Origin of the sequence: Streptomyces sp. NPDC002138, assembly GCF_040296485.1 — a bacterium.
Taxonomy (GTDB): Bacteria; Actinomycetota; Actinomycetes; order Streptomycetales; family Streptomycetaceae; genus Streptomyces.
Genome location: NZ_JBEOXE010000022.1, coordinates 93,574 through 118,362 on the forward strand (window position 1 = coordinate 93,574; position 24,789 = coordinate 118,362).

The following is a 24,789-nucleotide window of genomic DNA, read 5'->3' on the forward strand; positions in this document are numbered from 1 at the left end:
CCCCACGAAGGCGAAGTCATAGATGAGTGACCGCACCCTGAAAGAGGCCGCGTCCCGGGCCCCTGCCGCACCGAAGGCGTCCGTCCAGTCCGTTCACGTGGACGCCGGTGACGAGGGTTACAGCAAGGACCTGAAGTCCCGCCACATCAACATGATCGCGATCGGCGGAGCCATAGGCACCGGCCTGTTCCTCGGCGCGGGTGGCCGCCTGGCCAACGCCGGGCCCTCCCTCGCGATCGCCTACGCGGTGTGCGGCGTCTTCGCCTTCTTCGTCGTCCGGGCGCTGGGCGAGCTGGTCCTCTACCGGCCGTCCTCGGGAGCCTTCGTCTCCTACGCGCGCGAGTTCATGGGTGAGAAGGGCGCGTACACGGCGGGCTGGCTGTACTTCCTGAACTGGTCCACCACCACCGTGGCCGACATCACGGCGGCCGCGACCTACGCCCACTTCTGGTCGATGTTCAGCGACATCCCGTCGTGGATCCTCGCGCTGATCGCCCTCTCCGTGGTCCTCGCCGTGAACCTGATCTCGGTGAAGTACTTCGGCGAGATGGAGTTCTGGTTCTCGATCGTCAAGGTCGGCGCCCTCGTCGCCTTCCTCCTGGTCGGCATCTACCTGGTCGCCACCAGCCACCCGATCGACGGCCACACCCCCGGCCTCGGCTCCATCACCGACAACGGCGGCATCTTCCCCGCGGGCATGCTCCCCATGCTCCTGGTGGTCCAGGGTGTCGTCTTCGCCTACGCCTCCGTCGAGCTGTGCGGAGTCGCCGCGGGCGAGACCGAGAACCCCGAGAAGATCATGCCGAAGGCGATCAACTCGATCATGTGGCGCGTCGGCGTCTTCTACGTCGGCTCCGTGGTCCTGCTGGCGCTGCTCCTGCCGTACACGGAGTACTCCGCCGACCAGAGCCCCTTCGTCACGGTCTTCGACAAGCTCGGCGTCCCCGGCGCCGCGGGCATCATGAACCTGGTCGTGCTCACCGCGGCCCTCTCCAGCCTGAACTCCGGCCTGTACTCCACCGGCCGCATCCTGCGCTCGATGGCCACCGCCGGTTCCGCGCCCAAATTCACCGCCAAGATGAACCGGGGCAAGGTCCCCTACGGCGGCGTCCTCTTCACGGCCGCCTTCGGCGTCATGGGCGTGGGCCTGAACTACTTCATGCCCGACGACGCCTTCGAGATCGTCCTGAACTTCGCCTCCATCGGCATCCTGGGCACCTGGGCGATGGTCATGCTCTGCTCCCTGCACTTCTGGCGCCGGGCCCGCGAGGGCCGGGTGGAGCGCCCCTCGTACCGGCTGCCCTGGGCCCCGTACACGCAGATCGTGACCCTGGTCTTCCTGGTCACCGTGCTGGTCCTGATGTGGAGCGACGGTGGCGTGGGTCGCCGCACGATCCTCTTCCTCCCGCTCATCGCCGCCGCGCTGGTCGGCGGCTGGTTCCTGGTCCGCCGCCGGGTGGCCGAGATCGCCGCGGAGCGGGAGGAGGCCGCCGCGCCGCGCCGCGACTGACCGCGCCCCCGCGCACACAGGCCCCGCCGTGTTCTCCACGCGGCGGGGCCCTTTCGCGCGTTCACGCGTCCGCGGAGACTTCGGCCTCCCAGCGCAGCAGGTCGCCCGGCTGGCATTCGAGCACCTCGCAGAGCGCGGCGAGGGTCGCGAAGCGCACCGCCTTGGCGCGGCCGTTCTTGAGCACGGCGAGGTTGGCGGGGGTGATCCCGACACGCTCCGCGAGCTCGCCCACGGACATCTTCCGCCGGGCCAGCATCACGTCGATGTCCACGGTGATCGGCATCAGATCACCTCGTCCAGCTCGGCCCGCATCCGCGCGGCCTCGACGTCGCGCGCCACGGCCTGGGCCAGCAGCATCCGCAGGACGAGCACGATGAGCGCGACCCCCAGGACCGCCACGCCGATCCCGCCCAGCGCGAGGATCCCGGGCGGCTCCATCTCCGGGCCCGTCGCCATGAGGGCCGCCAGCGTGAACCACAGGAGGGCGCCGGCCACGACCGCGCCGATGACGCCGTCCACGTACCGGAAGGCGGCGGGGGAGAAGACGGTGCCGCGCCGCACCATCGTCACCAGCCGCCCCACGCAGACCAGGACGACCTGGAGCGCCCCGGCGCCCAGGATCACGACCACGCGGAGCGGGGTCAGCGGCAGCGTCCCGTCCTCCGGGTCGGTGGCCAACGCCCAGACCATCAGCCCCTGTACGAACACCGCCCCGGCGAACATCACCACGAGCACGACGCGCAGCGCATGCACGGCCAGCTTCCCCATGACCCCTCCTCCTATCGACTAGCGATGGGAATCTATCGAATATCGATAAGTCAGGCAAGGGGTGGGCCGAGGCGGGAGTCGAGGTGGGGGCCGGGGTGTGCGCGGCCCCGGAAACGCAAAAGACCCCAGCCGAAGCTGGGGTCCTGCTGGTGTCCGAGGGGGGACTTGAACCCCCACGCCCGATAAAGGGCACTAGCACCTCAAGCTAGCGCGTCTGCCATTCCGCCACCCGGACAAGGTGTCTGTCTCGCGTCCCTCGCGGGCCGTTCCGACAGGGAAAACATTACCAAACATTCCGGGGTCCTCGATCACACCCCCCGATGACCGGGGATCGCCCTTGGGCGCAGCCGTCCGGGGCGGGAGGATGGGGGCAGTTCGGTACTGATCAGTGGGAGGAAGCAGCGTGAGCGAGTCGAGCGCGGGCAGGACCGTCTCCGGCGAGGACGAGGTCGTCGACCTCTGCCGGGACCTCATCCGGATCGACACCAGCAACTACGGCGACCACTCGGGTCCCGGCGAGCGCAAGGCGGCCGAGTGGGTCGCCGAGCAGCTCGCCGAGGTGGGCCTGGAGCCGCAGATCTTCGAGTCGCACAAGGGCAGGGCCTCCACCGTGGCCCGCATCGAGGGCGAGGACCCGTCCCGGCCCGCGCTGTTGATCCACGGCCACACCGACGTCGTCCCGGCCAACGCCGCGGACTGGACGTACGACCCCTTCGCGGGCGAGATCGCCGACGGCTGCCTCTGGGGTCGCGGGGCCGTCGACATGAAGGACATGGACGCGATGACCCTCGCGGTCGTGCGCGACCGCATGCGCAGCGGCCGCAAGCCTCCGCGGGACATCGTGCTGGCCTTCCTCGCGGACGAGGAGGCGGGCGGCACCTACGGGGCCCGGCACCTCGTGGACAAGCATCCCGAGCTCTTCGAGGGGGTCACCGAGGCGATCGGCGAGGTCGGCGGCTTCTCCTTCACCGTCAACGAGAACCTGCGGCTGTACCTGGTGGAGACCGCCCAGAAGGGCATGCACTGGATGCGCCTCACCGTGGACGGCACCGCCGGCCACGGGTCGATGACGAACAACGACAACGCCATCACGGAGCTGTGCGAGGCCGTGGGCCGCCTCGGCCGCCACACGTGGCCGGTGCGCGTCACCAAGACCGTACGGTCCTTCCTGGACGAACTCTCGGACGCGCTCGGCACCCCGCTCGACCCCGAGGACATGGACGCGACGCTCGCCAAGCTCGGCGGCATCGCCAAGATGGTCGGCGCCACCCTGCGCAACTCGGCGGCCCCGACCATGCTCGGCGCGGGCTACAAGGTCAACGTGATTCCCGGCCAGGCCACCGCGCACGTCGACGGCCGCTTCCTGCCGGGCTACGAGGACGAGTTCTTCGCCGACCTGGACCGGATCCTCGGCCCGCGCGTGAAGCGGGAGGACGTCCACGGGGACAAGGCGCTGGAGACGGACTTCGACGGCAGGCTCGTCGACGCCATGCAGGGCGCCCTGCGCGCCGAGGACCCGATCGCGCGCGCGGTCCCGTACATGCTCTCCGGCGGTACGGACGCCAAGTCCTTCGACGACCTGGGCATCCGCTGCTTCGGCTTCGCACCGCTCCAGCTGCCGCCCGAGCTGGACTTCGCCGGGATGTTCCACGGGGTGGACGAGCGGGTTCCGGTCGACGGCCTCAAGTTCGGCGTGCGGGTCCTGGACCGGTTCATCGACAACGCCTGAGCCCGCGGAGGGAATCGGGTGCGTGTGCGGATTCCACTGGGAAGAGTGAATGCGCTCATACGCTCGTAGCCCCGGTGGGAACTCCTCGTTACAGGTGGTGCGGTCCGCGGCTGGTACCGCATTGCCTACTAGGAGGAACAATGATCAAGAAGGTTGTCGCCGCTGCGGCTGCCACTGGTGGCCTCGTACTCGCTGGTGCGGGTCTGGCCGTCGCCGACGCCGGTGCCCAGGGTGCGGCCATCGGTTCCCCCGGTGTCGCCTCCGGCAACGTCATCCAGGTTCCGGTCCACATCCCGGTGAACGTGTGCGGTAACACGATCTCCGTGATCGGCCTGCTGAACCCGGCGTTCGGCACCACCTGCGTCAACAGCTGACGCTCTGAAGTCCCCGGCCCCGGAGCGCATTCCAGCGCTCCGGGGCGCAGGGCTTTCCGGACAGTTCTTCGGCGTACGGAACGTACGAGGCGGGGGAGACCGGTACCGCCGGTACGCCGATCCGAAGCGAACGTACAGAGCTGCGGCCGCGCACAGCGGACCAGGGTTGGGGACACGTACACATGCGACACATCCGACGGCAACAGACCGCCCGGAAGACACTGATCACCATGGCGGCCGCGGGCGGCATGCTGGCGCTGGGCGGCGGGTACGCCCACGCCGACGGCGGCGGTGCCACCGCGTCCGGGCACGCCGCGAACTCGCCGGGACTGCTGTCCGGGAACGCCCTCGAGGCTCCCGTGGACGCGCCGGTGAACGCCTGCGGGAACAGCGTGACGGTGGTGGGAGCCCTGAACCCCGCGTTCGGGAACCACTGCGCGAACACCTCCGGCAGGCCGAGCGGCCACCAGGGCCACGAGTACCCGGGCCAGAACCACCCGGACGAGCCGTGCGAGCCGGATGACCACGGGGGGCACGGCGGCCACCCGGGCGGCCACGGGGGCAATGGCGACCACGGCGGTAACCCGGGCACGCCGGGCGGCCACGGCGGCAACGGCGACCACGGCGGTAACCCGGGCACGCCCGGCGGGCACGGCGGCACCGGAGGGCACGGCGGCAACCCCGGTACGCCGGGCACCCCCGGCGGGAACCCCGGCGCCCCCGGCGGACACACCGGCACCCCGGGCGGGACCCCGGGCACGCAGAGCGGCCACGGGACGGGCACCGGCACCCCGGTCACCCACCCCGGAACCCCGAGCGGGAGCGTTACCGGCACCCCGGTCACCCACCCCGGAACCCCGAGCGGGAGCGGTACCGGCACCGGTACCGAGGCCCTCGCCGCCACCGGAGCCGGTGGCGCCGTGGGCGCGGCCGTACCGCTCGCCGGCGGGATGCTGCTGGCCGGCGCCCTGCTCTACCGGCGGGCCCGCAACGCCGCCTGACGGGGGCTCACGTACCGCCCGTGACGCGGGCCCCTGCCGGGGCCCGCGTCACCAGGTCGCGCGTATCTGACGGATGATCCGGCGCCGCAGTCTCACCCGACGGCTCCCGTCGCGGTGCAGCGTGAGCCGGTCCAGCTCCCAGTTCCCGTACTCGGCATGGTCGGTCAGCAGCCGGGTCGCCTCCTTGCGAGGCACCCCGCGCGGTACGTACACGTCGACAAATTCGTATTCCGGCATCGCATCTATTGTGCAGACGGAGCCCCGGTACGGATAGCGTCTGCTCTATGTCTGATGCCGCTCTGCCCACTGTTGCCGAGGTACGTGCCGCCGCCGAGGCCGTCAAGACCGCGCTGGACCGTCACCTCGCGGCGGTCGAGGGCAGGTCCGGAGACGATGATCCGGCCGTCTACGCCGCGTTCAACGAACTCGCCGCCGCCGCCGAGGAGTACGACGAACTCCTCTACGACCGCTACGACGAGGTCACTCCTTTCGAGATCCCCGACACCGAGGACGGTGTCCCGTACACCGGCCCCGCCGACCCCACCGCGTTCAGCGTGCTGATCCGCCGCGACTACGTGGTCGCCGAACCGCAGCGGCTGATCGCCCAGGCCGAGCGCGTGGCCGCCCACGACCCGGACGCCGAACGCGTCCACGACGGCGGGACCGGGGGCGCGCTCGGCGTCCTCTTCGGCGAGTACGAGCCGGACGAGATCGCCTCCCGTTACAAGGAGTTCGGGCTCGAGGAGGGCGACTCCACGCTCTGGCTCGCGCCCACCGAGGAAGCCGCCGAACCGGGGGAGTGGCTGGGCTCCCCCTTCGACCACGCCGATCCGGAGCACGTGCTGCACCGGTTCGACGTGAGTTCCGTCTTCGACGACGAGTTCGACGAGGACGACATCGACGCCGAACACCCCGGCCTGGCACCGACCGCCACCCAAGAGACGGCCTAGGACCGGGCGGATCCAGTACCGACCCGGGGCCCCGCCCCGCGCATCACCGCGCGGGACGGGGCCCCGGTCTCACTCCCGGCTCACTCCGGGCGGTCCCCGGCCGCCGCGGCGGCCGTGAGGGCGCGCAGCAGGCCGCTCAGCCGGGTCGTCCGGGGCTTCGCCGTGACCTCCGCCACCGCGCGCGGCAGTGCCTGGTCCACGCCGTGCACCACGGACAGGTGCCGCTCGGCCCGCCCGAAGGCCGTGTACACCCAGTCCCGCGACAGCGCGTCCGCCGCGTCACCGGGCAGCACGACGACCACACCCGGCCATCGCGAGCCGACGGCCTGGTGCGCCGTCACGGCCCAGCCGTGGCGCACCGCCGACTCCACCCGCTCCTTCGGTACGACGACCCGCCCGCCCGCGCCGGGGCAGTCCAGGTGGAGCCCCTCGGCGTCGGCCGTGACCACCCGGCCCGGCAGCGCGCGGCCCGGGGAGGGCACGTACACGATCCGATCGCCGGGGTCGAAACCGCCGAACCGGCCGGGGCCCGGGTTCAGCCGCTCCTTGAGCGCGGCGTTCAGCGCCCGGGTGCCCGCCGAGCCGCCGTGGCCCGGGGTGATGACCTGGACCCCCTCGGCGGGGATGCCGAAGGCGCGCGGTACGGACTCGGACACCAGCTGGACCGTGCGGTGGACGGCCTCCCCGGCATCGCGCACCGGGACGATGACGACCTCCTTGCCGGGGGCCTCGACCGCGAGCAGCTCGCCGGCGCCGACCCCGGAGACCAGCTCGCCGAGCGGGCCCGGGTCCGGGACGCGGGAGGCGAGCCCGGGGCAGGCGCGGGCGGCCAGTACGTCCGCGAACACCCGCCCGGGGCCCGCGGATCCGAGCACGGCGGGATCCCCGGACAGCACCAGCCGGGCACCGTCGGGGACGGATTCGACGAGCGCGGCGGCGCTTTCCACATCGAGCTGCGGGGCGTCGGTGACGACGAGCAGGTCCAGGGCGAGCTGGCCGTCCTGGTCCCGGCCCGGTCCCTCGGTCCCGGCCAGCAGCCCCGCCACGGTCGCGGCGCCCTCGCCCGCCGCGTCCCGGGTCGCGGGCGTGTGGCAGGCGAGCCAGGCGCGCAGGCCGAGCGCGCGGGCGGTGGCGAGCAGGGCCAGGGGCTCCGCGCGGGCCGCCTCGCCGCCGGTGTGGGTCACCAGGCCGTGGCCCGCGACGGCGCGGATCAGCTCGGCGGCGGCGCCGTCGCCGGGGGCGGCCTTGGCCCACTCGGCCGGGTCGGCGGCCTCACCGAAGGTGTTGACCAGGCGGGCCAGGCCGTCGGCGAGGCTCTCCTCGGCCAGGGCCAGGCCCTCCGGGCCGACCAGGATCCGGACGGGCTGCTCCTCGCCCTCCGCGACGGGCTCCCCGACGGGTTCCTGGAAGACGAGGACGTCGCCGTCGCCGATGGCCTGCTCCAGGGCCTCGGCCGGGTCGGGCACGGCGTACTGGCCGAGGGCGCCGGTCAGCACCGAGGCCTCCAGCGCGGTGTGGCCCTTCAGGGCCGCCTGGGCCAGCAGCCAGGCCACGAGGGCGGCCGTGCGGCGCTCGTCCCCGGGGCCGCAGTCCGCGCCCAGCAGGGCGCGGGCGAACCCGTCGGCCTGGGTCGGGCGGACGCCCGGTACCGACAGCAGCTGCCAGGGGTCCTCGGTGAGCCGCCCGGCGGCGTCCTCACCGAGTGCCTCGGCGGCCTTGGCGGCGACGGCCTCGGGGCCGCCGGTACGGGCGAGCAGCGCGCGCACGGCCGCGACGGCCTCCGCGGGCGCGGGGGGCCGCGGCGCGGTCCGGGGGCGTTCGGCGGCGGGGGCCGGTGCCGGGGCCGGGGTGCGGCGGGGCGCGGCCGGGGCGTCGTCGAAGTACCGCGAGGGCGGCTTCTCCCCGCCCTCCACGGCGCGGACGGCGGCCAGCAGGTCCGCCGCCGTGCCGCTGAGCTTGGCCCCGGCCTCGACGGGAGCCGTGCGCTCGGCCTTGCGCCGCGCGATCCGCTCCCGCTCGACCTTCTGCGCGGCCAGCTCGGCGGCGGCCTCGCTGAGCCCGCCCGCGGCCGCGCCGGCCTCGCCGCTCTGCCCGGGAATCCCCGCGCCCGTCGCTCCGGCGCCCCCGTCGTCGCCCGCGCCGGAGTGCGCGCCGCTCTCGTCGGCCGGAGCGCCGTCGGCACCGCCCGAGCCCTCCGCGTCGGCCGACGCGTCCGGCCCGCCGGACTCCGCCGCGCCCTCGTCCTGGCCGTCCACGCCACCGCCGGAGCCTTCCGCCCCGGCCGCGTCCGCGTCGGCCGCACCCTCGACACCGTCCGCCTCGGCGGCAGACGGAGCGTCACCCTCGACACCGTCCGGCTCCACGGCGGACGGCGCGTCGCCGTCGACACCCTCCGGCTCCACGGCGGACGGGGCGTCGCCGTCGGCGGCCGGGGCGGGCGGGGCCGCGTCGTTCCGCGCCGCCTCGCCGGAGGCGCCCGGTTCCGCGTGCGCCCCTGTCGCCTCGGGGGCGGTGGGGGTGGCCTCCGGGGGCGGGTCCGTGCGGTCCGTACTCACAGCATGCTCCAGTCAGGATCGGGATAGCGGTGCACGGGCGCCGAGACGTCGTCCAGCGCGCGGCAGATCTCCTCGGGAAGACTAAGCGCCTCCACCGACAGGGCCTCCGCGAGCTGGGCCGACGTACGGGCCCCCACGATCGGGGCCGCGACCCCAGGGCGGTCGCGGATCCAGGCCAGGGCCACCTGGAGCGGGGTCACGGCCAGCCCGTGGGCCGCCGTCGCCACCGCGTCCACGATCCGGCTCGCGGTGTCGTCCAGGTACGGATCCACGAAGGCGGCCAGGGTCTGCGAGGCCCCCCGGGAGTCCGCGGGGATGCCGTCGCGGTACTTGCCGGTCAGCACCCCGCGCCCCAGCGGGGACGAGGGCAGCAGCCCGACGCCCAGGTCCAGGGCCGCGGGCAGCACTTCCCGCTCCACGCCGCGCTGGAGCAGGGAGTACTCCATTTGGGTGCAGGCGAGCCGCGTCCTGACGCCCGGCGCGGCCAGCTGCCAGGTCGCCGCCTTCGCCAGCTGCCAGCCGGAGAAGTCCGTCACCCCCACGTACCGCGCCCGCCCGCTGCTGACCGCGAGGTCCAGCGCGTGCAGGGTCTCCTCCAGCGGGGTGAAGGGGTCGAAGGCGTGGACCTGCCAGAGGTCGACGTGATCGGTGCCCAGGCGCGCCAGCGAATCGTCCAGCGCCGCCAGCAGGTGCCCGCGCGAGCAGTCGAAGCGGCGGTCCGGATCCGCCGCCCCGCCCGCCTTGGTGGCGATGACCAGGTCCCGGCGCGGCACCAGCCCGTCCAGGAGCCGGCCCAGGAGGTATTCCGCCTCGCCGTCCCCGTACACGTCGGCGGTGTCGACCAGCGTGCCGCCCGCGTCCCAGAACGTCTTGAGCTGATCGGCGGCGGCTTCCTCGCTCTCCCCGCCGGCCGACCGGCCCCACGTCAGGGTGCCGAGGCCCAGCCGGGACACGCGCAGGCCGGTGCGGCCGAGATGCCTCTGCTCCATGAGCGCTGAGCGTACTGCGGGACGCGTGAGGCCCTGACGGATGGTGCCCCGGCGCGCTAGAGTCCCCGGGGACAGCGACGTTACTCATCAGTACAGACGTGTACCGGCTTAAAGGGGACGACATGCGGCTCGGCATCAATCTCGGCTACTGGGGCGCGGGCATGGACGCCGACAATCTGGCCGTCGCCCAGGAGGCCGACCGCCTCGGCTACGACGTGTGCTGGGCCGCCGAGGCCTACGGCTCCGACGCCCCCACCGTGCTGGCCTGGGTCGCCGCCCAGACCGAGCGCATCGACATCGGCTCCGCGATCCTCCAGATCCCGGCCCGCCAGCCCGCGATGACCGCGATGACCGCCGCCACCCTGGACTCCCTCTCCGGCGGCCGCTTCCGCCTGGGTCTCGGCGTCTCCGGCCCGCAGGTCTCCGAGGGCTGGTACGGCGTGAAGTTCGACAAGCCGCTGGCCCGCACCCGCGAGTACGTCGAGATCGTGCGCAAGGCCATGAGCCGCGAGCGCCTCTCGCACGACGGCGAGCACTGGACCCTGCCGCTGCCCGGCGGCCCCGGCAAGCCGCTCAAGCTCACGGTGCACCCCACGCGCGAGCACATCCCGCTCTACATCGCCGCCATCGGCCCCAAGAACCTGGAGCAGACCGGCGAGATCGCCGACGGCGCGCTGCTGATCTTCCCGGCCGCCGAGCACCTCGAGGCCACCGCCCTCACCCACATCCGGGCGGGCCGCGAGAAGGCCGGACTGACCATGGACGGCTTCGACGTCTGCCCGACGGTCCCGCTCGCCGTCGGCGACGACGTGACCGCGCTCGCCGACATGTTCCGCCCCTACACCGCCCTGTACGTCGGCGGCATGGGCAGCCGCAAGCAGAACTTCTACAACCAGCTCGCCCAGCGCATGGGCTACGAGAAGGAAGCCGCCGAGATCCAGGACAAGTACCTGGCGGGCGACAAGACCGGCGCGGCCGCCGCGATCCCGCACTCGCTGATCGACTCGACCACCCTGCTCGGCTCCGTGGAGCGGATCGCCGACAAGATGACGGCCTACGCCGAGGCCGGGGTCACCACGCTGACGCTGGCCCCGGCCGGGTTCACCCTGGAGGAGCGGGTCGCCGCCCTGCGCGCCGGAACCGAGGCCCTGGAGCGGGCCGGGGTCGCGTAGTCAAAAGCCCTGCGGCCGTGGTGGGGGCTCGGGGGGTCTTCCCCGCCACGGCCGGCACAGCGAACAACGCGCCGGGGGCCCGGCGGGTTACGCCCCCGGGCGTACCCCTTCGGGTCCGTCGTTCGGCCGAGTAGTGCGACGTATCGGCTCCGCACGGGCTACGTATGGCCTACCTACGGTTGCCCGCCCCGGGGATCGGGACTTGAGTGAAGGCCCGATCCGCCCGGAGGTGTTCCGTCCCATGCTCTCTGCCCGCAGCCTGTTCCGGGAGATCCTCGACCACGACGACTCCTTCCAGCTCTTCTGCTCCATCGCCGCCAGCGGCGAGTCCCAGGGCGGCTGGGAGAACGCGCGGATCGCGGCGCTGGTGCCGCACGGCCTGCGCCACCTCGCGCCCCGGATCGTCCGGCACGGCGCCGACGAGGACAAGCACGGACGGATCTTCCACGCCCTGCTGCGCCACCGGGGACTGCACGCCGTCACCGTCCCGGCCGACACGGACTACACGATGAAGCTGGAGCGGCTCGGCATCGGGCTCGCCCACGACAAGCTGCGCCGCGCCGAACCCCTGACCGAGCGGGACATCGTCGTCTACCTCGCCCACAGCCGGGTCACCGAGCAGCGCGCCGCCGACCAGATGAACCTGCTGGTACGGCACTTCGGGGACCACCCGGAGGTCGGCAGGGCCCTGCGCATGATCAGCGCCGACGAGGACAACCACCTCGCCTACTGCCACGAGGAACTGCTGCGCCTCGCCGCCGGGGGCCACGGCCGCACCATCCAACGGCTGCTGCGCCAGAGCGCGCTCGCCGAGATCGCCGTCCACCGCGACGTCAGCCTCGCCGTCATGGCGCACATGGGACGGCTGCTGCGATGGCCCGCGCCGAAGTCCGCCGCGCTCGCCGCCGGAATCCGCTCCCGCTACGCGTACGAGCGCTTCGCGGGCTGGCACCGCATGGTGAGCCTGCGGATGCCCGAGCGGCGCGACGCCCTCGGCGGCGGCAGCGGCCCCGGTGCAGGACGGTCCCGCCCGGGCGTGCCGGTCGCTACAGCCAGCCCCGCCGCTTGAACATCCGGTGCAGGCCCACGCACAGGACCACCATCACGACCACCACGGCCGGATAGCCCCACGGGTGCTTCAGCTCCGGCATGTGCTCGAAGTTCATGCCGTAGATCCCGGCGACCATCGTGGGTACGGCCGCCATCGCCGCCCACGCCGAGATCTTGCGCATGTCGTCGTTCTGCCGCACCCCCATCTGCGCCAGGTGCGCCGACAGGGCGTCCGACAGCAGCCGGTCCAGGCCCTCGATGTACTCGTTCGCCTTGGTCAGGTGGTCGGAGACGTCGCGGAAGAAGGGCCGCGAGTGATCGTGCACGAACGGCACGTTCCCCGAGGCGAGCCGGTCCATCGGCTGGAGCAGCGGACTGGTGGCCCGCCGGAACTCCAGCACCTGCCGCTTGAATCCGTAGATCCGGCCGGCCGTGTTCTTCGCGTCCGAGGGAATCGGCGCGAACACCTCCGCCTCCAGCTCCTCCAGATCCGACTGCAGCTCCGCCGCCACCTCGATGTAGTGGTCCACGACCGCGTCCGCCACCGCGTACAGCACCGCCGTCGGCCCGTGCTTGAGCACGTCCGGCTCCTGCTCCAGCCGGTGGCGTACGGCGGTGAGCGCGGCCCCCTCGCCGTGCCGCACCGTCACCACGAACGAGTCGCCGATGAAGACCATCAGCTCGCCCGTGGTCACCGTGTCCGAGGCGTCGTCGTACATGACCGGCTTCAGGACGACGAACAGCGAGTCGTCGTACACCTCCAGCTTCGGCCGCTGGTGCGCGGTCAGGGCATCCTCGACGGCGAGCGCGTGCAGCCCGAACTCCTGGCTGACGTGCTCGAATTCCTTCGCCGACGGCTCGTGCATACCGACCCACAGGAAGGCGTCCCCGGCGGCCCGGGCCTCGGCCAGGGCGTCCGAGAAGTCATCCGGTCCATCGGTACGGCGGCCGTCCCGGTAAATCGCGCAGTCCACAATCACCCGGGGCATTCTTCCCTGACCCGGCCCCGGCCGCACAACACGCCGAGCGCATACCCTGTCCGCATGGCCACGCTGATCCTCGTACGACACGGGCGGTCCACCGCCAACACCGCAGGACTGCTCGCCGGCTGGACCCCCGGCGTCGAGCTGGACGAACGCGGCGCCGAACAGGCCGCCGCGCTGCCGGGCCGCCTCGCGGACCTGCCGCTCGCGGCCGCCGTCACCAGCCCGCTGGAGCGCTGCCGCCAGACGCTGGCGCCGCTGCTCGCCGCCCGGCCGGAGCTGCCGCTGCACCCGGACGAGCGGATCGGCGAGTGCCACTACGGCGACTGGTCCGGCCGCAAACTCTCCGAACTCTCCGACGAACCCCTGATGCGGATCGTCCAGCAGCATCCCTCGGCCGCGGCGTTCCCCGGCGGCGAGTCCATGCGCGCCATGCAGGCGCGCGCCGTGGACGCCGTGCGCGAGTGGAACGCGCGGATCGACGAGGAGCACGGCGCCGACGCCGCGTACCTCATGTGTTCGCACGGCGACATCATCAAGTCGCTCGTCGCCGACGCCCTCGGCATGCACCTCGACCTCTTCCAGCGCATCCACGTCGACCCCTGTTCGATCACCGCGATCCGCTACACCCCGACCCGCCCGTTCCTGCTCCGGCTGGGCGACACCGGGGACTTCGCGGGCCTCGCCCCCCGGCCGTCCGCCGATCCCGCGGCGGAGGGCGCTGCGGAGGGCGCGGACAAAGGCGCCGAAGACGGCGGGAACGCCGTCGTGGGAGGCGGTGCGGGCGCTGTGTGATCGAACGGCGCAGTAGGGTGGACTGGCCCCGATTCATCAGCACAGACACGCGTGCGCAGAGCTCCCGCTGCCGCAGAGACTGGAGACTGGACGTGCCCCGTCAGGTGTTCCTCTACGACCCCCCGGACCGCTTCGTGGCCGGCACGGTCGGCCTGCCCGGACGCCGTACCTTCTTCCTCCAGGCTTCCACCGGACCGCGCGTGACCAGCGTGTCCCTGGAGAAGACCCAGGTCGCGGCGCTCGCGGAGCGGATGGACGAGCTGCTGGACGAAGTCGTACGGCGCACCGGGGGCAATGCCCCCGTGCCCGCGGTCGCCCCCGCCGAGGCGGCGGACACGGCGCCGCTGGACGTGCCGGTCGAGGAGGAGTTCCGCGTCGGCACCATGGCCCTGGCCTGGGACGGCGAGGAACAGCGCATGATCGTCGAGGCGCAGGCGCTGGTGGAACTCGACGCCGACTCGGACGAGGACCTCGCCGAGGCGGAGGAGCGGCTGCTCCAGGACGAGGAGAACGGCCCGCCGATGCTGCGGGTGCGCCTCTCCGGGGCGCAGGCCCGCGCCTTCGCCAAGCGGGCCCTGGACGTCGTCAACGCGGGCCGGCCGCCCTGCCCGCTGTGCAGCCTCCCGCTGGACCCCGAGGGGCACGTCTGTCCGCGCCAGAACGGCTACCGGCGCGGGGCGTGAACGCGATGGGGGACGACGTGACGCAGGAAGACCGGGACGCGACGCGGGAAGACCGGGACGCGACGCGGGAAGACGGGGACGCGACGCGGGAGGACCGGACCCAGGGGGTCCTCGACGTGCTCACCCACGGCGAACTGACCGTCCAGGGGCGGATCCGCGAGGCGTCCAACGCCGTACTGCTGTGCACCGCCACCCAGGACGGGGTGAGCGTGGACTGCGTCTACAAGCCGGTCAAGGGCGAGCGGCCGCTGTGGGACTTCCCCGACGGGAACCTCGCCCAGCGCGAGCGCGCCGCCTTCCTGGTCTCCGAGGCCATGGGGTGGGGCCTGATCCCGGCGACCGTGCTGCGCGACGGGCCGTACGGCGAGGGCATGGTCCAGCAGTGGATCGAGTCCGGCGACGAGGCGGGGGAGACCGACGACGCCGGGGAGGGGAATCCCGCGGGGAACCTCCTCGCCCTGGTCGAGGGCGAGGAAGCGGGGGAGGGCTGGAAGCCCGTCGCGCTCGCCGAGGTCGGCGAAGGCCGCACCGCGCTCCTCGTGCACGCCGACGACCCCCGGCTGCGCCGGCTCGCCGTCCTCGACGCCGTGATCAACAACGGCGACCGCAAGGGCGGCCACCTGCTGCCCGCCCCCGACGGCCGGCTCTACGGCATCGACCACGGCGTCAGCTTCCACACCGAGGACAAACTGCGCACCCTGCTCTGGGGCTGGGCCGGAGAGCCGCTGACCGGTGAGGCCCGCGCGGCGCTCGCCTCCCTGACCCTCCTGCTGGCCGACGGGGCCCCGCTCGCCACCCGACTGGCGGAACTGATCACACCGGCCGAGCTGGACGCCGTACGGGGCCGGGTGGCGGATCTGCTGCGCACCGGGGAGCACCCCCGGCCCTCCGGCGACTGGCCCTCGATCCCCTGGCCGCCCGTCTGACGGCCGACCCCGGCCGCGCGGGGACGTACGCACACAACGGGCCGGATCGCAAGGGCGGCGATCACGCCAAGAGCGCAGGTCCGGTTCGTTTCAGGAACACCCGTCCGGTTAGGCTCGAGTCATGCATGCCTGGCCCGCTTCTGAGGTCCCCGCCCTGCCTGGCAAGGGCCGCGACCTCCAGATCCACGACACTTCGACTCAGGGGAAGGTCACCCTTTCCCCCGGTCCCGTCGCCCGTATCTACGTCTGCGGAATCACCCCGTACGACGCGACCCACATGGGTCACGCGGCGACCTACAACGCGTTCGACCTCGTGCAGCGCGTGTGGCTCGACACCAAGCGGCAGGTGCACTACGTCCAGAACGTGACCGACGTGGACGATCCGCTCCTGGAGCGGGCCCTGCGCGACGGCCACGACTGGACCGAACTCGCCGAGCGCGAGACCGCCCTGTTCCGCGAGGACATGACCGCGCTGCGGATGCTCCCGCCGCAGCACTACATCGGGGCCGTCGAGGCCATACCCGGCATCGTGCCGCTCGTGGAGCGGCTCCGGGACGCGGGCGCCGCGTACGAACTCGACGGCGACACCTACTTCTCGGTCGAGTCCGACCCGCACTTCGGCGGGGTCTCGCACCTCGACGCCGAGGCGATGCGGCTGCTCTCCGCCGAGCGCGGCGGTGACCCGGAGCGCCCGGGCAAGAAGAACCCGCTCGACCCGATGCTGTGGATGGCCGCCCGCCCGGGCGAGCCGAGCTGGGACGGGGCCTCGCTGGGCCGCGGCCGGCCCGGCTGGCACATCGAGTGCGTCGCCATCGCCCTGGACCACCTGGGCATGGGCTTCGACATCCAGGGCGGCGGGTCCGACCTGGCCTTCCCGCACCACGAGATGGGTGCCTCGCACGCGCAGGCGCTGACCGGCGAGTTCCCGATGGCCAAGGCCTACGTGCACGCGGGCATGGTCGGGCTGAACGGCGCGAAGATGTCGAAGTCCAAGGGCAACCTGGTCTTCGTGTCCGCGCTGCGGCGGGCGGGGGTGGACCCGGCGGCGATCCGCCTGGCCCTGCTGTCGCACCACTACCGGGCCGACTGGGAGTGGACGGACCAGGTGCTCGCCGATGCGGTGGCGCGGCTGGAGCGGTGGCGGGCCGCCGTGTCCCGGCCGGACGGGCTTTCGGCCGACGCGCTCGTGGAGGAGGTGCGGGAGGCGCTCGCGGACGATCTGGACGCGCCTGCCGCGCTGGCGGCCGTGGATCGCTGGGCGGACGCCCAGATCGCCTCCGGCGGCTCCGACGAGGCCGCGCCCGGCCTCGTCTCGCGCACGGTGGACGCCCTCCTGGGCGTAGCCCTCTAACCCAGGCTCCCCCCGCAGCCCCCGCCCTCCCAGGCCGGGGGCTGCGGCACGCCCGCCCCGCATCCGCCCTCCGGGGGCGCCTCAAACGCCGGCGGGGCTGGTTGTGCAGCCTGCCCGGCGTTTGAGGGCGCTGCGTCCGGGTGCGGCTGGTCCGCCCTCCGGGGGCGCCTCAAACGCCGGCGGGGCTGGTTGTGCCGCGGGCGGTCCCGCCCTGCCGGCGGGGCTGGATGTGCAGCCTGCCCGGCGTTTGAGGGCGCTGGGGCCCGGCGGGGGTGGAGATGTCAGCCCGCCCGGCGTTTGAGGGCGAAGGCAGCCCGCCCGGCGAGCGAGGGCTACGGGTCCGGGGTTTCCTCCGGCGGGGGGTCGGCCGGGTCCTCCCCGGAGGGGTCCGGTTTGCGCCGCGGCGGCCTCGGCTTGCCGCTCGACGGGTCCCACAGGTACGAACCGTCCCCCGGCTCACCCGTCCCCGGCCCACCGTCCCGCCGCCGCAGGTACCGCTCGAACTCCCGCGCGATCGCCTCCCCGGAGGCCTCCGGCAGGTCCGCCGTGTCCCGCGCCTCCTCCAGCGTCTGGACGTACTCCGCCACCTCGCTGTCCTCGGCGGCCAGTTGGTCCACGCCCACCTGCCACGCCCGCGCGTCCTCCGGGAGTTCACCCAGCGGGATGCGGATGTCGATCAGGTCCTCCAGCCGGTTCAGGAGGGCCAGCGTCGCCTTCGGGTTCGGCGGCTGCGACACGTAGTGCGGCACCGCCGCCCACAGCGAGACGGCCGGCACCCCCGCGTGGGTGCAGGCCTCCTGGAGGATCCCGACGATGCCCGTGGGGCCCTCGTACCGGGTCTCCTCCAGGTCCATCGTCCGCGCCAGGTCCGGATCGGACGTCACCCCGCTCACCGGCACCGGCCGGGTGTGCGGGGTGTCCCCGAGCAGCGCGCCCAGGATGACCACCATCTCCACGCCCAGTTCATGGGCGAAACCGAGGATCTCGTTGCAGAACGACCGCCACCGCATGGACGGTTCGATGCCCCGGACCAGGACCAGGTCGCGCGGCTTGGCGCCGCCCACCCGGACCACGGACAGCCGGGTGGTCGGCCAGGTGACCTTCCGTACCCCGTTGTCCAGCCACACCGTCGGACGGTTGACCTGGAAGTCGTAGTAGTCCTCAGCGTCGAGCGCCGCGAACACCTCGCCCTTCCACTCCCGGTCCAGGTGCGTGACCGCACCGGAGGCGGCGTCACCCGCGTCGTTCCAGCCCTCGAACGCGGCCACCATGACCGGGTCGATCAGCTCGGGCACGCCCTCAAGCTCGATCACCCAGGTCTCCTTCCGAAGTTCCCCTTGTGTACGGGGGCCAGCCTAAGCCTTGACGGGATGCCTGCCACAGCCCATGGAAAAGGGGTGGTCCCCGGGACCACCCCTCTTCCCCACCTGCGCGGAAGCTATGCCTCAGGCGTCCTTCCGCTATGCCTTGCGGCTCAGCATCTCCTCGACCCGGCCGCGTACCTCGGCGTTGTCGAGACCGCGCACGGTGACCGTCGTACGGCGGCGCAGGACGTCGTCCACCGTCTCCGCCCACTCGTGGTCACGGGCGTAGGCGACCTGCGCCCAGATCTCCGGGCCGTCCTCGTGGATCCGCTCGGCCAGCGCCGGGTCCTCGTTGGCGAGGCGCGCGATGTCGAAGGCCAGCGAGCCGTAGTGCGAGGCCAGGTGGCGCGCGGTCAGCGGGTCCATCCGGGAGCCCGGGTCACGGTCGATCAGCAGTCGGTGCGCGACCGCGTTGGGGTTGGCGACACCGGGCAGCGGCACCCGGCGGACCAGGGACTTGACCGGCTCCATGTCGTCGACGAGCGGGCTGCCCGGGAGCTTCGCCAGCTTGTCCATGACGACGCGGCCGATGTGCCGGTACGTCGTCCACTTGCCGCCGGCCACCGACAGCATGCCCGCGCGGCCCTCGGAGACCACCGTCTCGCGCTTGGCCTTCTCGACCCCGCCGGGGCCGCCGGGCAGCACCCGCAGGCCCGCGAAGGCGTAGGTCATCAGCGAGCGGTCGAGGTCGGCGTCCTTCACCGAGAACGCCGCCTCGTCGAGGATCTGCTCGATGTCGGACTCCGTGGCGCGCACGTCCGCCGGGTCGCCCTCGTAGACCTCGTCGGTCGTACCGAGGAGCAGCTGGTCCTCCCAGGGGAGGGCGAAGGTGATGCGGTACTTGTCGATCGGGGTGGCCATGGCGGCCTTCCACGGCGACTTGCGCTTCATCACGATGTGCGCGCCCTTGGAGAGGCGGATCGACGGCATCGAGTGCTTGTCTTCCATGCGCCGCAGGTGGTCCACCCACGGGCCGGTGGCGTTGAGCACGACGCGCGCGTTCACCCCGAACTCGGTGCCGTCGAGACGGTCCTTGAGCTCGGCGCCCGAGACCCGGCCCTGCGTCATGCGCAGACCGGTGACCTCGGCGTGGTTCAGGACGACCGCGCCCGACTCGACGGCCGCGCGGACCGTCATGACGGCGACGCGGGAGTCGTTCATCTGGTGGTCGTAGTAGACCGCGACGGCCTTGAGGTTGTCGGTCTTCAGACCCGGGTTGTCGGCGACGGCGCGGGCCGGCGATATGACCTTGCCGATGCCGTCACCGAAGGCGGACAGCGCCGAGTACGCGAAGACGCCCGCGCCCAGCTTCGCGGCGCCGACCGGGCCGCCCTTGTACACGGGGAGGTAGAAGGTCAGCGGGTTGACCAGGTGCGGGGCCACGTCCTTGGCCAGTACCCGGCGCTCGTGGTGGTTCTCGGCGACCAGCTTGACCGCGCCGGTCTGCAGGTAGCGCAAGCCACCGTGGACGAGCTTGGAGGAGGCGGAGGAGGTGGCGCCGGCGAAGTCGCCGGCGTCCACCATGGCGACCCGCAGACCCGACTGCGCGGCGTGCCAGGCCACCGAGGTGCCCAGGATTCCACCGCCGATGACGAGCAGGTCGTACGTGGCCTTGGCCAGCTGCTCGCGGGTCTCGGCTCGGCTCGCGTTCGAACCGGCGGTCGGGTGCGATCCCAGTGAGGGAACGCTCTGCAGGCTGCTCATATCTCTCTTAGCTCCTCGTCGATTGACTCAGCTGGTGCGGTCAGCTGGCGTCTTCGTCGTCGACCCAGCCCATGGACCGCTCCACGGCCTTGAGCCAGCTCTTGTACTCGCGGTCCCGCTGTTCGGCGGGCATGCGCGGGGTCCACTCCGCCGCGCGGCGCCAGTTGGCGCGCAGGGCGTCGGTGTCGGGCCAGAAGCCGACGGCCAGGCCGGCGGCGTAGGCGGCGCCGAGGCAGGTGGTCTCGGCGACCATCGGGCGCACCACGGGGGCGTCCACGAAGTCGGAGAGGGTCTGCATCAGCAGGTTGTTGGAGGTCATGCCGCCGTCGACCTTGAGGGCCGCCAGCTCGACGCCGGAGTCCTTGGTCATGGCGTCGGTGATCTCGCGGGTCTGCCAGGCGGTGGCCTCGAGGACGGCACGGGCGATGTGCGCCTTGGTGACGTACCGGGTGAGGCCGGCGATCACACCGCGGGCGTCGGAGCGCCAGTACGGGGCGAACAGGCCGGAGAAGGCGGGCACGAAGTACGCGCCGCCGTTGTCCTCGACCGAGGACGCGAGGGTCTCGATCTCGGCCGCGGTCTTGATCATGCCCATCTGGTCGCGCATCCACTGGACGAGCGAGCCGGTGACGGCGATGGAGCCCTCCAGCGCGTAGACCGGCTTCTGGTCGCCGATCTGGTAGCCGACCGTGGTCAGCAGGCCGCTGTAGGAGTTGATGATCTTGTCGCCGGTGTTCATCAGCATGAAGGTGCCGGTGCCGTACGTCGACTTCGCCTCGCCCTCGGCGAAACAGGTCTGGCCGAACAGCGCGGCCTGCTGGTCACCGAGTGCCGAGGCGACCGGGACACCGGCGAGGACGCCGTCCTTGACGTGGCCGTAGACCTCGGCGGAGGACTTGATCTCGGGGAGGACGTTGAGCGGGACGCCCATCGACTCCGCGATCTTGTCGTCCCAGGCCAGGGTGTGCAGGTTCATCAGCATGGTGCGCGAGGCGTTGGTGACGTCGGTGACGTGCACGCCGCCCTGGGCGCCGCCGGTGAGGTTCCAGATGACCCAGGAGTCCATGGTGCCGAAGAGGATGTCCCCGGCCTCGGCGCGCTCGCGCAGGCCCTCGACGTTGTCGAGCAGCCAGCGGACCTTGGGACCGGCGAAGTACGACGCGAGGGGGAGGCCCGTCTCGCGGCGGAAGCGGTCCTGGCCGACGTTGCGGCCGAGCTCCTTGCAGAGGGAGTCGGTGCGGGTGTCCTGCCAGACCAGCGCGTTGTGGACCGGCTCGCCGGTGTTCTTGTCCCACAGCAGCGTGGTCTCGCGCTGGTTGGTGATGCCGACGGCCTTGACGTCGGCGGCGGTGATCTCGGCCTTGGCGATGGCCCCGGCGACGACCTCCTGGACGTTGGTCCAGATCTCGGTGGCGTCGTGCTCGACCCAGCCCGGCTTCGGGAAGATCTGCTCGTGCTCCTTCTGGTCGACGGCGACGATGCGGCCGTCGCGGTCGAAGACGATGCAGCGGGAGGAGGTGGTGCCCTGGTCGATCGCGGCGATGAAGGGGCCGGTGCTGCTGGTCATGGTGGCTGCTCCTGGCAGGTCTGTGAGTAGGCGGAATCAGGGGGCGGTGCGGATCTTGCGAAACGTGCCGGTACTGATCAGGCGAACGCGAGGTTGTACAGACCGCCGGCGAGTGCGGCACCGGCGAGCGGTCCGACCACCGGGATCCAGGAGTATCCCCAATCCGAGCCGCCCTTGTTGGGAAGCGGAAGCAGGGCGTGCACGATGCGGGGACCGAGGTCACGCACCGGGTTGATCGCGTAGCCGGTCGGCCCGCCGAGCGAGAGGCCGATGCCGACGACCACGAACGAGGTGATCAGGACGCCGATGACGCCGAGGCCCTTGCCGTCGTCCTGGAGGCCCTGGGTCAGGATGGCCAGGACCAGGACCGCCGTGCCGATGATCTCGGTGATGAGGTTCTGGACGACGTTACGGATCTCGGGGCCCGTGGAGAAGACACCGAGCACCGGACCGGCCTGGTCGTGCGGGTGCGGGTCCTCGGGGCCCAGCTTGGCGTCGCGGATGTGCTCCGGGTCGGCGAGGTGGGCGCGGAACTGGCCGTAGTACGTCGCCCACATCAGGACGGCGCCGAGCATGGCGCCGAGCAGCTGGCCGGCGAAGTACACCGGCACGTCGCTCCAGTCGCCGCTCTTGATGGCGAGGCCGACGGTGACCGCCGGGTTCAGGTGAGCACCCGAGAGCGGCGCGGACACGTAGGCGGCGATGAGGACGGCGAATCCCCAGCCGAACGTGATCGCCAGCCAGCCCGCGTTGCGGGCCTTCGAGCTCTTGAGCGTCACGGCGGCGCAGACGCCACCGCCGAGCAGGGTGAGCAGGGCGGTACCGATGGTCTCGCCGATGAAGATGTCGGAGCTGGACACCCGCGACTCCTTTGTCAAAAACGTCCATGGGGGTGGGCGGAACACCGGGTCCCTCCGGTGGTCCCACGCACTCGGTGAGTGCTGCACCGGTCCTTGGCCTCGCCATACCTTAACGCGTATTGCCGTTAGGTGTTCGACAATGCCGACCGGTGAACGGCAGTTTTCCGCCCGGGTGGAGAATGCGTCAAGGGTTGACCAGGCCAAAGTGCCGGATCGTTACCACTAGGTACGATCGCCCAAATCCAGCCATCCCATGGTCAGGAACAGGCCGAAATGGGCATGGAACGGCCAAGAAGCGGCCTGTGGCCGCGAAGGGAAGGTCAGAACCGGCCCGCGCCAAGGTCGCGCGAAACCGCGCGCGCACAGTCCCGCACGGCCGCGACCAGCGCCGGACGGGGCTCCCCGGACGCGCCGCAGACCCGCTCCACGGCACCCGAGACCGCCACCGCGCCGACCGGCATCCGCCGCCGGTCGTGGATCGGCGCCGCCACCGAGGCCAGACCGTCCCAGGTCTCCTCGACGTCGGAGCCCCAGCCGCGCGCCCGGATCAGGTCCAGCACCTCTTCGAAGCCGGCCCGGTCCGTGACCGTACGGGGCGTGAACGACTCCCGCTCGGCCTCCACGGCCTGGCTGTGCGCCACCGGGTCGTACGCGGACAGCACCTTGCCCAGGGCCGTGGAATGCAGCGGCTGCATGGCCCCCACCTCCAGCACCTGACGGCTGTCGTCGGGGCGGAAGACGTGGTGCATGATCAGCACCCCGCTCTTGTGCAGCACCCCCACGTACACGCTCTCGCCGCTCGCCCGGGCCAGATCGTCCGTCCAGACCAGCGCGCGGGCGCGCAGCTCGTGGACGTCGAGATAGCTGTTGCCCAGGCGCAGCAGCTCCGCGCCCAGCTGGTAGCGGCCCGAGATGGCGTCCTGCTCCACGAAACCCTCGGCCTGAAGGGTGCGCAGGATGCCGTGGGCCGTGCCCTTGGCCAGCCCCAGCGAGGAGGCCACGTCCGACAGGCCGTAGCGGCGCTCACCGCCCGCCAGGAGTCGCAGCATCGCAGCGGCTCGCTCGAGCGACTGGATGTTCCGTGCCATCGGGCTGCCTCCTGCTGACGTAGTTCGACAATGCTGAACAGTATCGGTCGATGCCGACTGTGCGCATGGTGGGGAAAACGTTCGAGCCACGGCGAACCGGCCAGGCCCGGCCCACCCCCGCGCACAGAATGCAGTCCGCCACGTGGGACACCCCCACCGGGGCCGGTTCCACGCGGTTACCCTGACCGCGTGCACCCTTGACACAGAGGGGGTGCAAAGCCGACAGCCGTCGCATCCCAGGGAGCTCAACCATGGCCTCGTTGCCGAACCCGCCCGCAGACACCCAGAACCGGGCCGACGCCCTCCGGCAGGCGCTGGCCACCCGCGTGGTGGTCGCCGACGGAGCCATGGGAACCATGCTCCAGGCCCAGGACCCCACCCTGGAAGACTTCCAGCAGCTGGAAGGCTGCAACGAGGTCCTGAACGTCACGCGCCCCGACATCGTGCGCTCGGTCCACGAGGCCTACTTCTCCGTCGGCGTGGACTGCGTCGAGACCAACACCTTCGGCGCGAACCTCTCCGCCCTCATCGAGTACGACATCCCCGAACGCAATTTCGAGCTGTCCGAATCCGGCGCCCGGATCGCCCGCGAGGTCGCCGACGAGTTCACCGCCTCCACCGGTCAGCAGCGCTGGGTACTGGGTTCGATGGGCCCGGGCACCAAGCTGCCCACCCTCGGCCACATCCGCTACGAGGCGATCCGGGACGCGTACCAGATCAATGCGGAGGGTCTGATCACGGGTGGTGCGGATGCGCTGCTGGTGGAGACGACGCAGGACTTGTTGCAGACGAAGTCTTCGATCATCGGTGCGCGGCGGGCGATGGATGCGCTGGGTGTGTCGGTTCCGCTGATCTGTTCGGTGACGGTGGAGACGACGGGGACGATGCTGCTGGGGTCGGAGATCGGTGCGGCGCTGACCTCGCTGGAGCCCCTGGGTGTGGACATGATCGGGCTGAACTGCGCGACGGGTCCGGCGGAGATGAGCGAGCACCTGCGCTACCTCGCCCGCAATGCCCGTATCCCGATCTCCTGCATGCCCAATGCCGGCCTGCCCGTCCTGACCAAGGACGGCGCCCACTACCCGCTCTCCGCGAGCGAGCTGGCGGACGCGCAGGAGACCTTCGTCCGCGAGTACGGGCTCTCCCTGGTCGGCGGCTGCTGCGGTACGACGCCGGAGCACCTGCGTCAGGTGGTCGAGCGGGTCCGGGGTGCGGCGGTCACCGGGCGGGAGCCCGCCCCGGAGCCCGGGGCGTCGTCTCTCTACCAGACGGTTCCGTTCCGTCAGGATCTGGCGTTCATGGCGATCGGTGAGCGGACGAACGCGAACGGGTCGAAGAAGTTCCGGGACGCGATGCTGGAGGCGCGTTGG

At 72.1% G+C, this 24,789-nt stretch carries 23 protein-coding genes and 1 tRNA gene; 12 read left to right on the forward strand and 12 right to left on the reverse strand.

Annotated elements, in window-relative coordinates:
• The first annotated feature begins 22 nt into the window (after positions 1-22).
• Entirely contained in the window at positions 23-1,510 is a 1,488-nt protein-coding gene (locus tag ABT084_RS16880; RefSeq protein ID WP_351043881.1) for an amino acid permease, read from the forward strand.
• A gap of 61 nt (positions 1,511-1,571) precedes the next feature.
• On the opposite strand, the gene ABT084_RS16885 is transcribed toward ABT084_RS16880, so the two are convergent.
• The 3 genes from ABT084_RS16885 to ABT084_RS16895 all read right to left on the reverse strand — a co-directional run bounded on the left by ABT084_RS16885 (position 1,572) and on the right by ABT084_RS16895 (position 2,513).
• Positions 1,572-1,793 (reverse strand): helix-turn-helix domain-containing protein, encoded by a 222-nt coding sequence (locus ABT084_RS16885; protein WP_351043884.1) that lies wholly within the window; start codon positions 1,791-1,793, stop codon positions 1,572-1,574.
• A complete protein-coding gene (locus ABT084_RS16890; protein ID WP_351043887.1) occupies positions 1,793-2,278 on the reverse strand; it encodes a DUF2975 domain-containing protein in 486 nt (161 codons plus the stop codon). Before ABT084_RS16890 ends, ABT084_RS16885 begins: the two co-directional genes overlap by 1 nt.
• Positions 2,279-2,425: 147 nt before the next feature.
• A tRNA-Leu gene (locus ABT084_RS16895) sits at positions 2,426-2,513 on the reverse strand.
• A gap of 168 nt (positions 2,514-2,681) precedes the next feature.
• On the opposite strand from ABT084_RS16895, the gene ABT084_RS16900 reads away from it, so the two are divergent.
• The 3 genes from ABT084_RS16900 to ABT084_RS16910 all read left to right on the forward strand — a co-directional run bounded on the left by ABT084_RS16900 (position 2,682) and on the right by ABT084_RS16910 (position 5,382).
• Positions 2,682-4,007, forward strand: a complete 1,326-nt coding sequence (locus tag ABT084_RS16900) for a M20/M25/M40 family metallo-hydrolase (RefSeq protein WP_351043888.1) — start codon at positions 2,682-2,684, stop codon at positions 4,005-4,007.
• A gap of 140 nt (positions 4,008-4,147) precedes the next feature.
• Complete coding sequence (gene chpH / locus ABT084_RS16905; RefSeq protein ID WP_351043891.1) at positions 4,148-4,381, forward strand: chaplin ChpH; 234 nt, start codon at positions 4,148-4,150, stop codon at positions 4,379-4,381.
• Positions 4,382-4,563: 182 nt separating this feature from the next.
• On the forward strand, positions 4,564-5,382 hold the full coding sequence (locus tag ABT084_RS16910; protein WP_351043894.1) for a chaplin: 819 nt from the start codon (positions 4,564-4,566) through the stop codon (positions 5,380-5,382).
• 48 nt (positions 5,383-5,430) lie between these two features.
• Here the strand turns inward: ABT084_RS16910 and ABT084_RS16915 are convergent, their stop codons facing one another.
• Positions 5,431-5,619 carry a DUF5703 family protein gene (locus ABT084_RS16915; RefSeq protein ID WP_283452490.1) on the reverse strand — a complete coding sequence of 63 codons (189 nt, stop codon included), beginning with the start codon at positions 5,617-5,619 and terminating at the stop codon, positions 5,431-5,433.
• A gap of 47 nt (positions 5,620-5,666) precedes the next feature.
• Between ABT084_RS16915 and ABT084_RS16920 the strand changes: the two genes are divergently transcribed.
• Entirely contained in the window at positions 5,667-6,332 is a 666-nt protein-coding gene (locus tag ABT084_RS16920) for a hypothetical protein (protein ID WP_351043897.1), read from the forward strand.
• A gap of 80 nt (positions 6,333-6,412) precedes the next feature.
• Here the strand turns inward: ABT084_RS16920 and ABT084_RS16925 are convergent, their stop codons facing one another.
• Both ABT084_RS16925 and ABT084_RS16930 read right to left on the reverse strand, forming a co-directional pair.
• Complete coding sequence (locus ABT084_RS16925) at positions 6,413-8,887, reverse strand: ATP-dependent DNA helicase (RefSeq protein ID WP_502968952.1); 2,475 nt, start codon at positions 8,885-8,887, stop codon at positions 6,413-6,415.
• Positions 8,884-9,876 carry an aldo/keto reductase gene (locus ABT084_RS16930; protein ID WP_351043900.1) on the reverse strand — a complete coding sequence of 331 codons (993 nt, stop codon included), beginning with the start codon at positions 9,874-9,876 and terminating at the stop codon, positions 8,884-8,886. Before ABT084_RS16930 ends, ABT084_RS16925 begins: the two co-directional genes overlap by 4 nt.
• A 122-nt stretch (positions 9,877-9,998) precedes the next feature.
• On the opposite strand from ABT084_RS16930, the gene ABT084_RS16935 reads away from it, so the two are divergent.
• Entirely contained in the window at positions 9,999-11,048 is a 1,050-nt protein-coding gene (locus ABT084_RS16935; protein WP_351043903.1) for an LLM class F420-dependent oxidoreductase, read from the forward strand.
• 241 nt (positions 11,049-11,289) lie between these two features.
• Complete coding sequence (locus ABT084_RS16940; RefSeq protein ID WP_351043906.1) at positions 11,290-12,117, forward strand: ferritin-like domain-containing protein; 828 nt, start codon at positions 11,290-11,292, stop codon at positions 12,115-12,117.
• Here the strand turns inward: ABT084_RS16940 and corA are convergent.
• A complete protein-coding gene (gene corA, locus ABT084_RS16945) occupies positions 12,095-13,087 on the reverse strand; it encodes a magnesium/cobalt transporter CorA (RefSeq protein ID WP_351043909.1) in 993 nt (330 codons plus the stop codon). The genes ABT084_RS16940 and corA overlap by 23 nt on opposite strands.
• A 54-nt stretch (positions 13,088-13,141) precedes the next feature.
• Between corA and ABT084_RS16950 the strand changes: the two genes are divergently transcribed.
• The 4 genes from ABT084_RS16950 to mshC all read left to right on the forward strand — a co-directional run bounded on the left by ABT084_RS16950 (position 13,142) and on the right by mshC (position 16,836).
• The gene (locus ABT084_RS16950) at positions 13,142-13,876 is read left to right on the forward strand and encodes a histidine phosphatase family protein (protein ID WP_351043912.1); all 735 of its coding nucleotides are present in this window, start codon (positions 13,142-13,144) and stop codon (positions 13,874-13,876) included.
• A 92-nt stretch (positions 13,877-13,968) separates the two neighbouring features.
• Positions 13,969-14,559 carry a DUF3090 domain-containing protein gene (locus ABT084_RS16955; RefSeq protein WP_351043915.1) on the forward strand — a complete coding sequence of 197 codons (591 nt, stop codon included), beginning with the start codon at positions 13,969-13,971 and terminating at the stop codon, positions 14,557-14,559.
• The gene (locus ABT084_RS16960) at positions 14,523-15,485 is read left to right on the forward strand and encodes an SCO1664 family protein (protein ID WP_502968954.1); all 963 of its coding nucleotides are present in this window, start codon (positions 14,523-14,525) and stop codon (positions 15,483-15,485) included. Before ABT084_RS16955 ends, ABT084_RS16960 begins: the two co-directional genes overlap by 37 nt.
• Before the next feature lie 121 nt (positions 15,486-15,606).
• Positions 15,607-16,836 carry a cysteine--1-D-myo-inosityl 2-amino-2-deoxy-alpha-D-glucopyranoside ligase gene (gene mshC / locus ABT084_RS16965; protein ID WP_351043917.1) on the forward strand — a complete coding sequence of 410 codons (1,230 nt, stop codon included), beginning with the start codon at positions 15,607-15,609 and terminating at the stop codon, positions 16,834-16,836.
• Positions 16,837-17,168: 332 nt separating this feature from the next.
• Here mshC and ABT084_RS16970 read toward each other — a convergent pair whose 3' ends face one another.
• The 5 genes from ABT084_RS16970 to ABT084_RS16990 form a co-directional block, all read right to left on the reverse strand.
• The gene (locus ABT084_RS16970; RefSeq protein ID WP_351043920.1) at positions 17,169-18,149 is read right to left on the reverse strand and encodes a PAC2 family protein; all 981 of its coding nucleotides are present in this window, start codon (positions 18,147-18,149) and stop codon (positions 17,169-17,171) included.
• Positions 18,150-18,296: 147 nt separating this feature from the next.
• Positions 18,297-19,904 carry a glycerol-3-phosphate dehydrogenase/oxidase gene (locus tag ABT084_RS16975; RefSeq protein WP_351043923.1) on the reverse strand — a complete coding sequence of 536 codons (1,608 nt, stop codon included), beginning with the start codon at positions 19,902-19,904 and terminating at the stop codon, positions 18,297-18,299.
• A gap of 40 nt (positions 19,905-19,944) precedes the next feature.
• Positions 19,945-21,471: a glycerol kinase GlpK gene (gene glpK / locus ABT084_RS16980; RefSeq protein WP_351043926.1), complete on the reverse strand. Its 1,527-nt coding sequence runs from the start codon at positions 21,469-21,471 to the stop codon at positions 19,945-19,947.
• Between the two features lie 77 nt (positions 21,472-21,548).
• A complete protein-coding gene (locus ABT084_RS16985) occupies positions 21,549-22,331 on the reverse strand; it encodes an MIP/aquaporin family protein (protein WP_351043929.1) in 783 nt (260 codons plus the stop codon).
• A gap of 320 nt (positions 22,332-22,651) precedes the next feature.
• Positions 22,652-23,419, reverse strand: coding sequence for an IclR family transcriptional regulator (locus tag ABT084_RS16990; protein WP_351043932.1), 768 nt, complete (start codon positions 23,417-23,419; stop codon positions 22,652-22,654).
• Positions 23,420-23,670: 251 nt separating this feature from the next.
• On the opposite strand from ABT084_RS16990, the gene ABT084_RS16995 reads away from it, so the two are divergent.
• Positions 23,671-24,789: homocysteine S-methyltransferase family protein (locus ABT084_RS16995; protein WP_351043935.1), on the forward strand; the 1,119-nt coding region annotated here is incomplete at its 3' end.

Bases quoted from the DNA above. Each gene is read 5' to 3' on its own strand.
- ABT084_RS16880 (WP_351043881.1), top strand. From the start codon at position 23: ATGAGTGACCGCACCCTGAAAGAGGCCGCGTCCCGGGCCCCTGCCGCA.
- ABT084_RS16885 (WP_351043884.1), bottom strand. From the start codon at position 1,793: ATGCCGATCACCGTGGACATCGACGTGATGCTGGCCCGGCGGAAGATG.
- ABT084_RS16890 (WP_351043887.1), bottom strand. From the start codon at position 2,278: ATGGGGAAGCTGGCCGTGCATGCGCTGCGCGTCGTGCTCGTGGTGATG.
- chpH (WP_351043891.1), top strand. From the start codon at position 4,148: ATGATCAAGAAGGTTGTCGCCGCTGCGGCTGCCACTGGTGGCCTCGTA.
- ABT084_RS16910 (WP_351043894.1), top strand. From the start codon at position 4,564: ATGCGACACATCCGACGGCAACAGACCGCCCGGAAGACACTGATCACC.
- ABT084_RS16915 (WP_283452490.1), bottom strand. From the start codon at position 5,619: ATGCCGGAATACGAATTTGTCGACGTGTACGTACCGCGCGGGGTGCCT.
- ABT084_RS16920 (WP_351043897.1), top strand. From the start codon at position 5,667: ATGTCTGATGCCGCTCTGCCCACTGTTGCCGAGGTACGTGCCGCCGCC.
- ABT084_RS16930 (WP_351043900.1), bottom strand. From the start codon at position 9,876: ATGGAGCAGAGGCATCTCGGCCGCACCGGCCTGCGCGTGTCCCGGCTG.
- ABT084_RS16935 (WP_351043903.1), top strand. From the start codon at position 9,999: ATGCGGCTCGGCATCAATCTCGGCTACTGGGGCGCGGGCATGGACGCC.
- ABT084_RS16940 (WP_351043906.1), top strand. From the start codon at position 11,290: ATGCTCTCTGCCCGCAGCCTGTTCCGGGAGATCCTCGACCACGACGAC.
- corA (WP_351043909.1), bottom strand. From the start codon at position 13,087: ATGCCCCGGGTGATTGTGGACTGCGCGATTTACCGGGACGGCCGCCGT.
- ABT084_RS16950 (WP_351043912.1), top strand. From the start codon at position 13,142: ATGGCCACGCTGATCCTCGTACGACACGGGCGGTCCACCGCCAACACC.
- mshC (WP_351043917.1), top strand. From the start codon at position 15,607: ATGCATGCCTGGCCCGCTTCTGAGGTCCCCGCCCTGCCTGGCAAGGGC.
- ABT084_RS16975 (WP_351043923.1), bottom strand. From the start codon at position 19,904: ATGAGCAGCCTGCAGAGCGTTCCCTCACTGGGATCGCACCCGACCGCC.
- glpK (WP_351043926.1), bottom strand. From the start codon at position 21,471: ATGACCAGCAGCACCGGCCCCTTCATCGCCGCGATCGACCAGGGCACC.
- ABT084_RS16990 (WP_351043932.1), bottom strand. From the start codon at position 23,419: ATGGCACGGAACATCCAGTCGCTCGAGCGAGCCGCTGCGATGCTGCGA.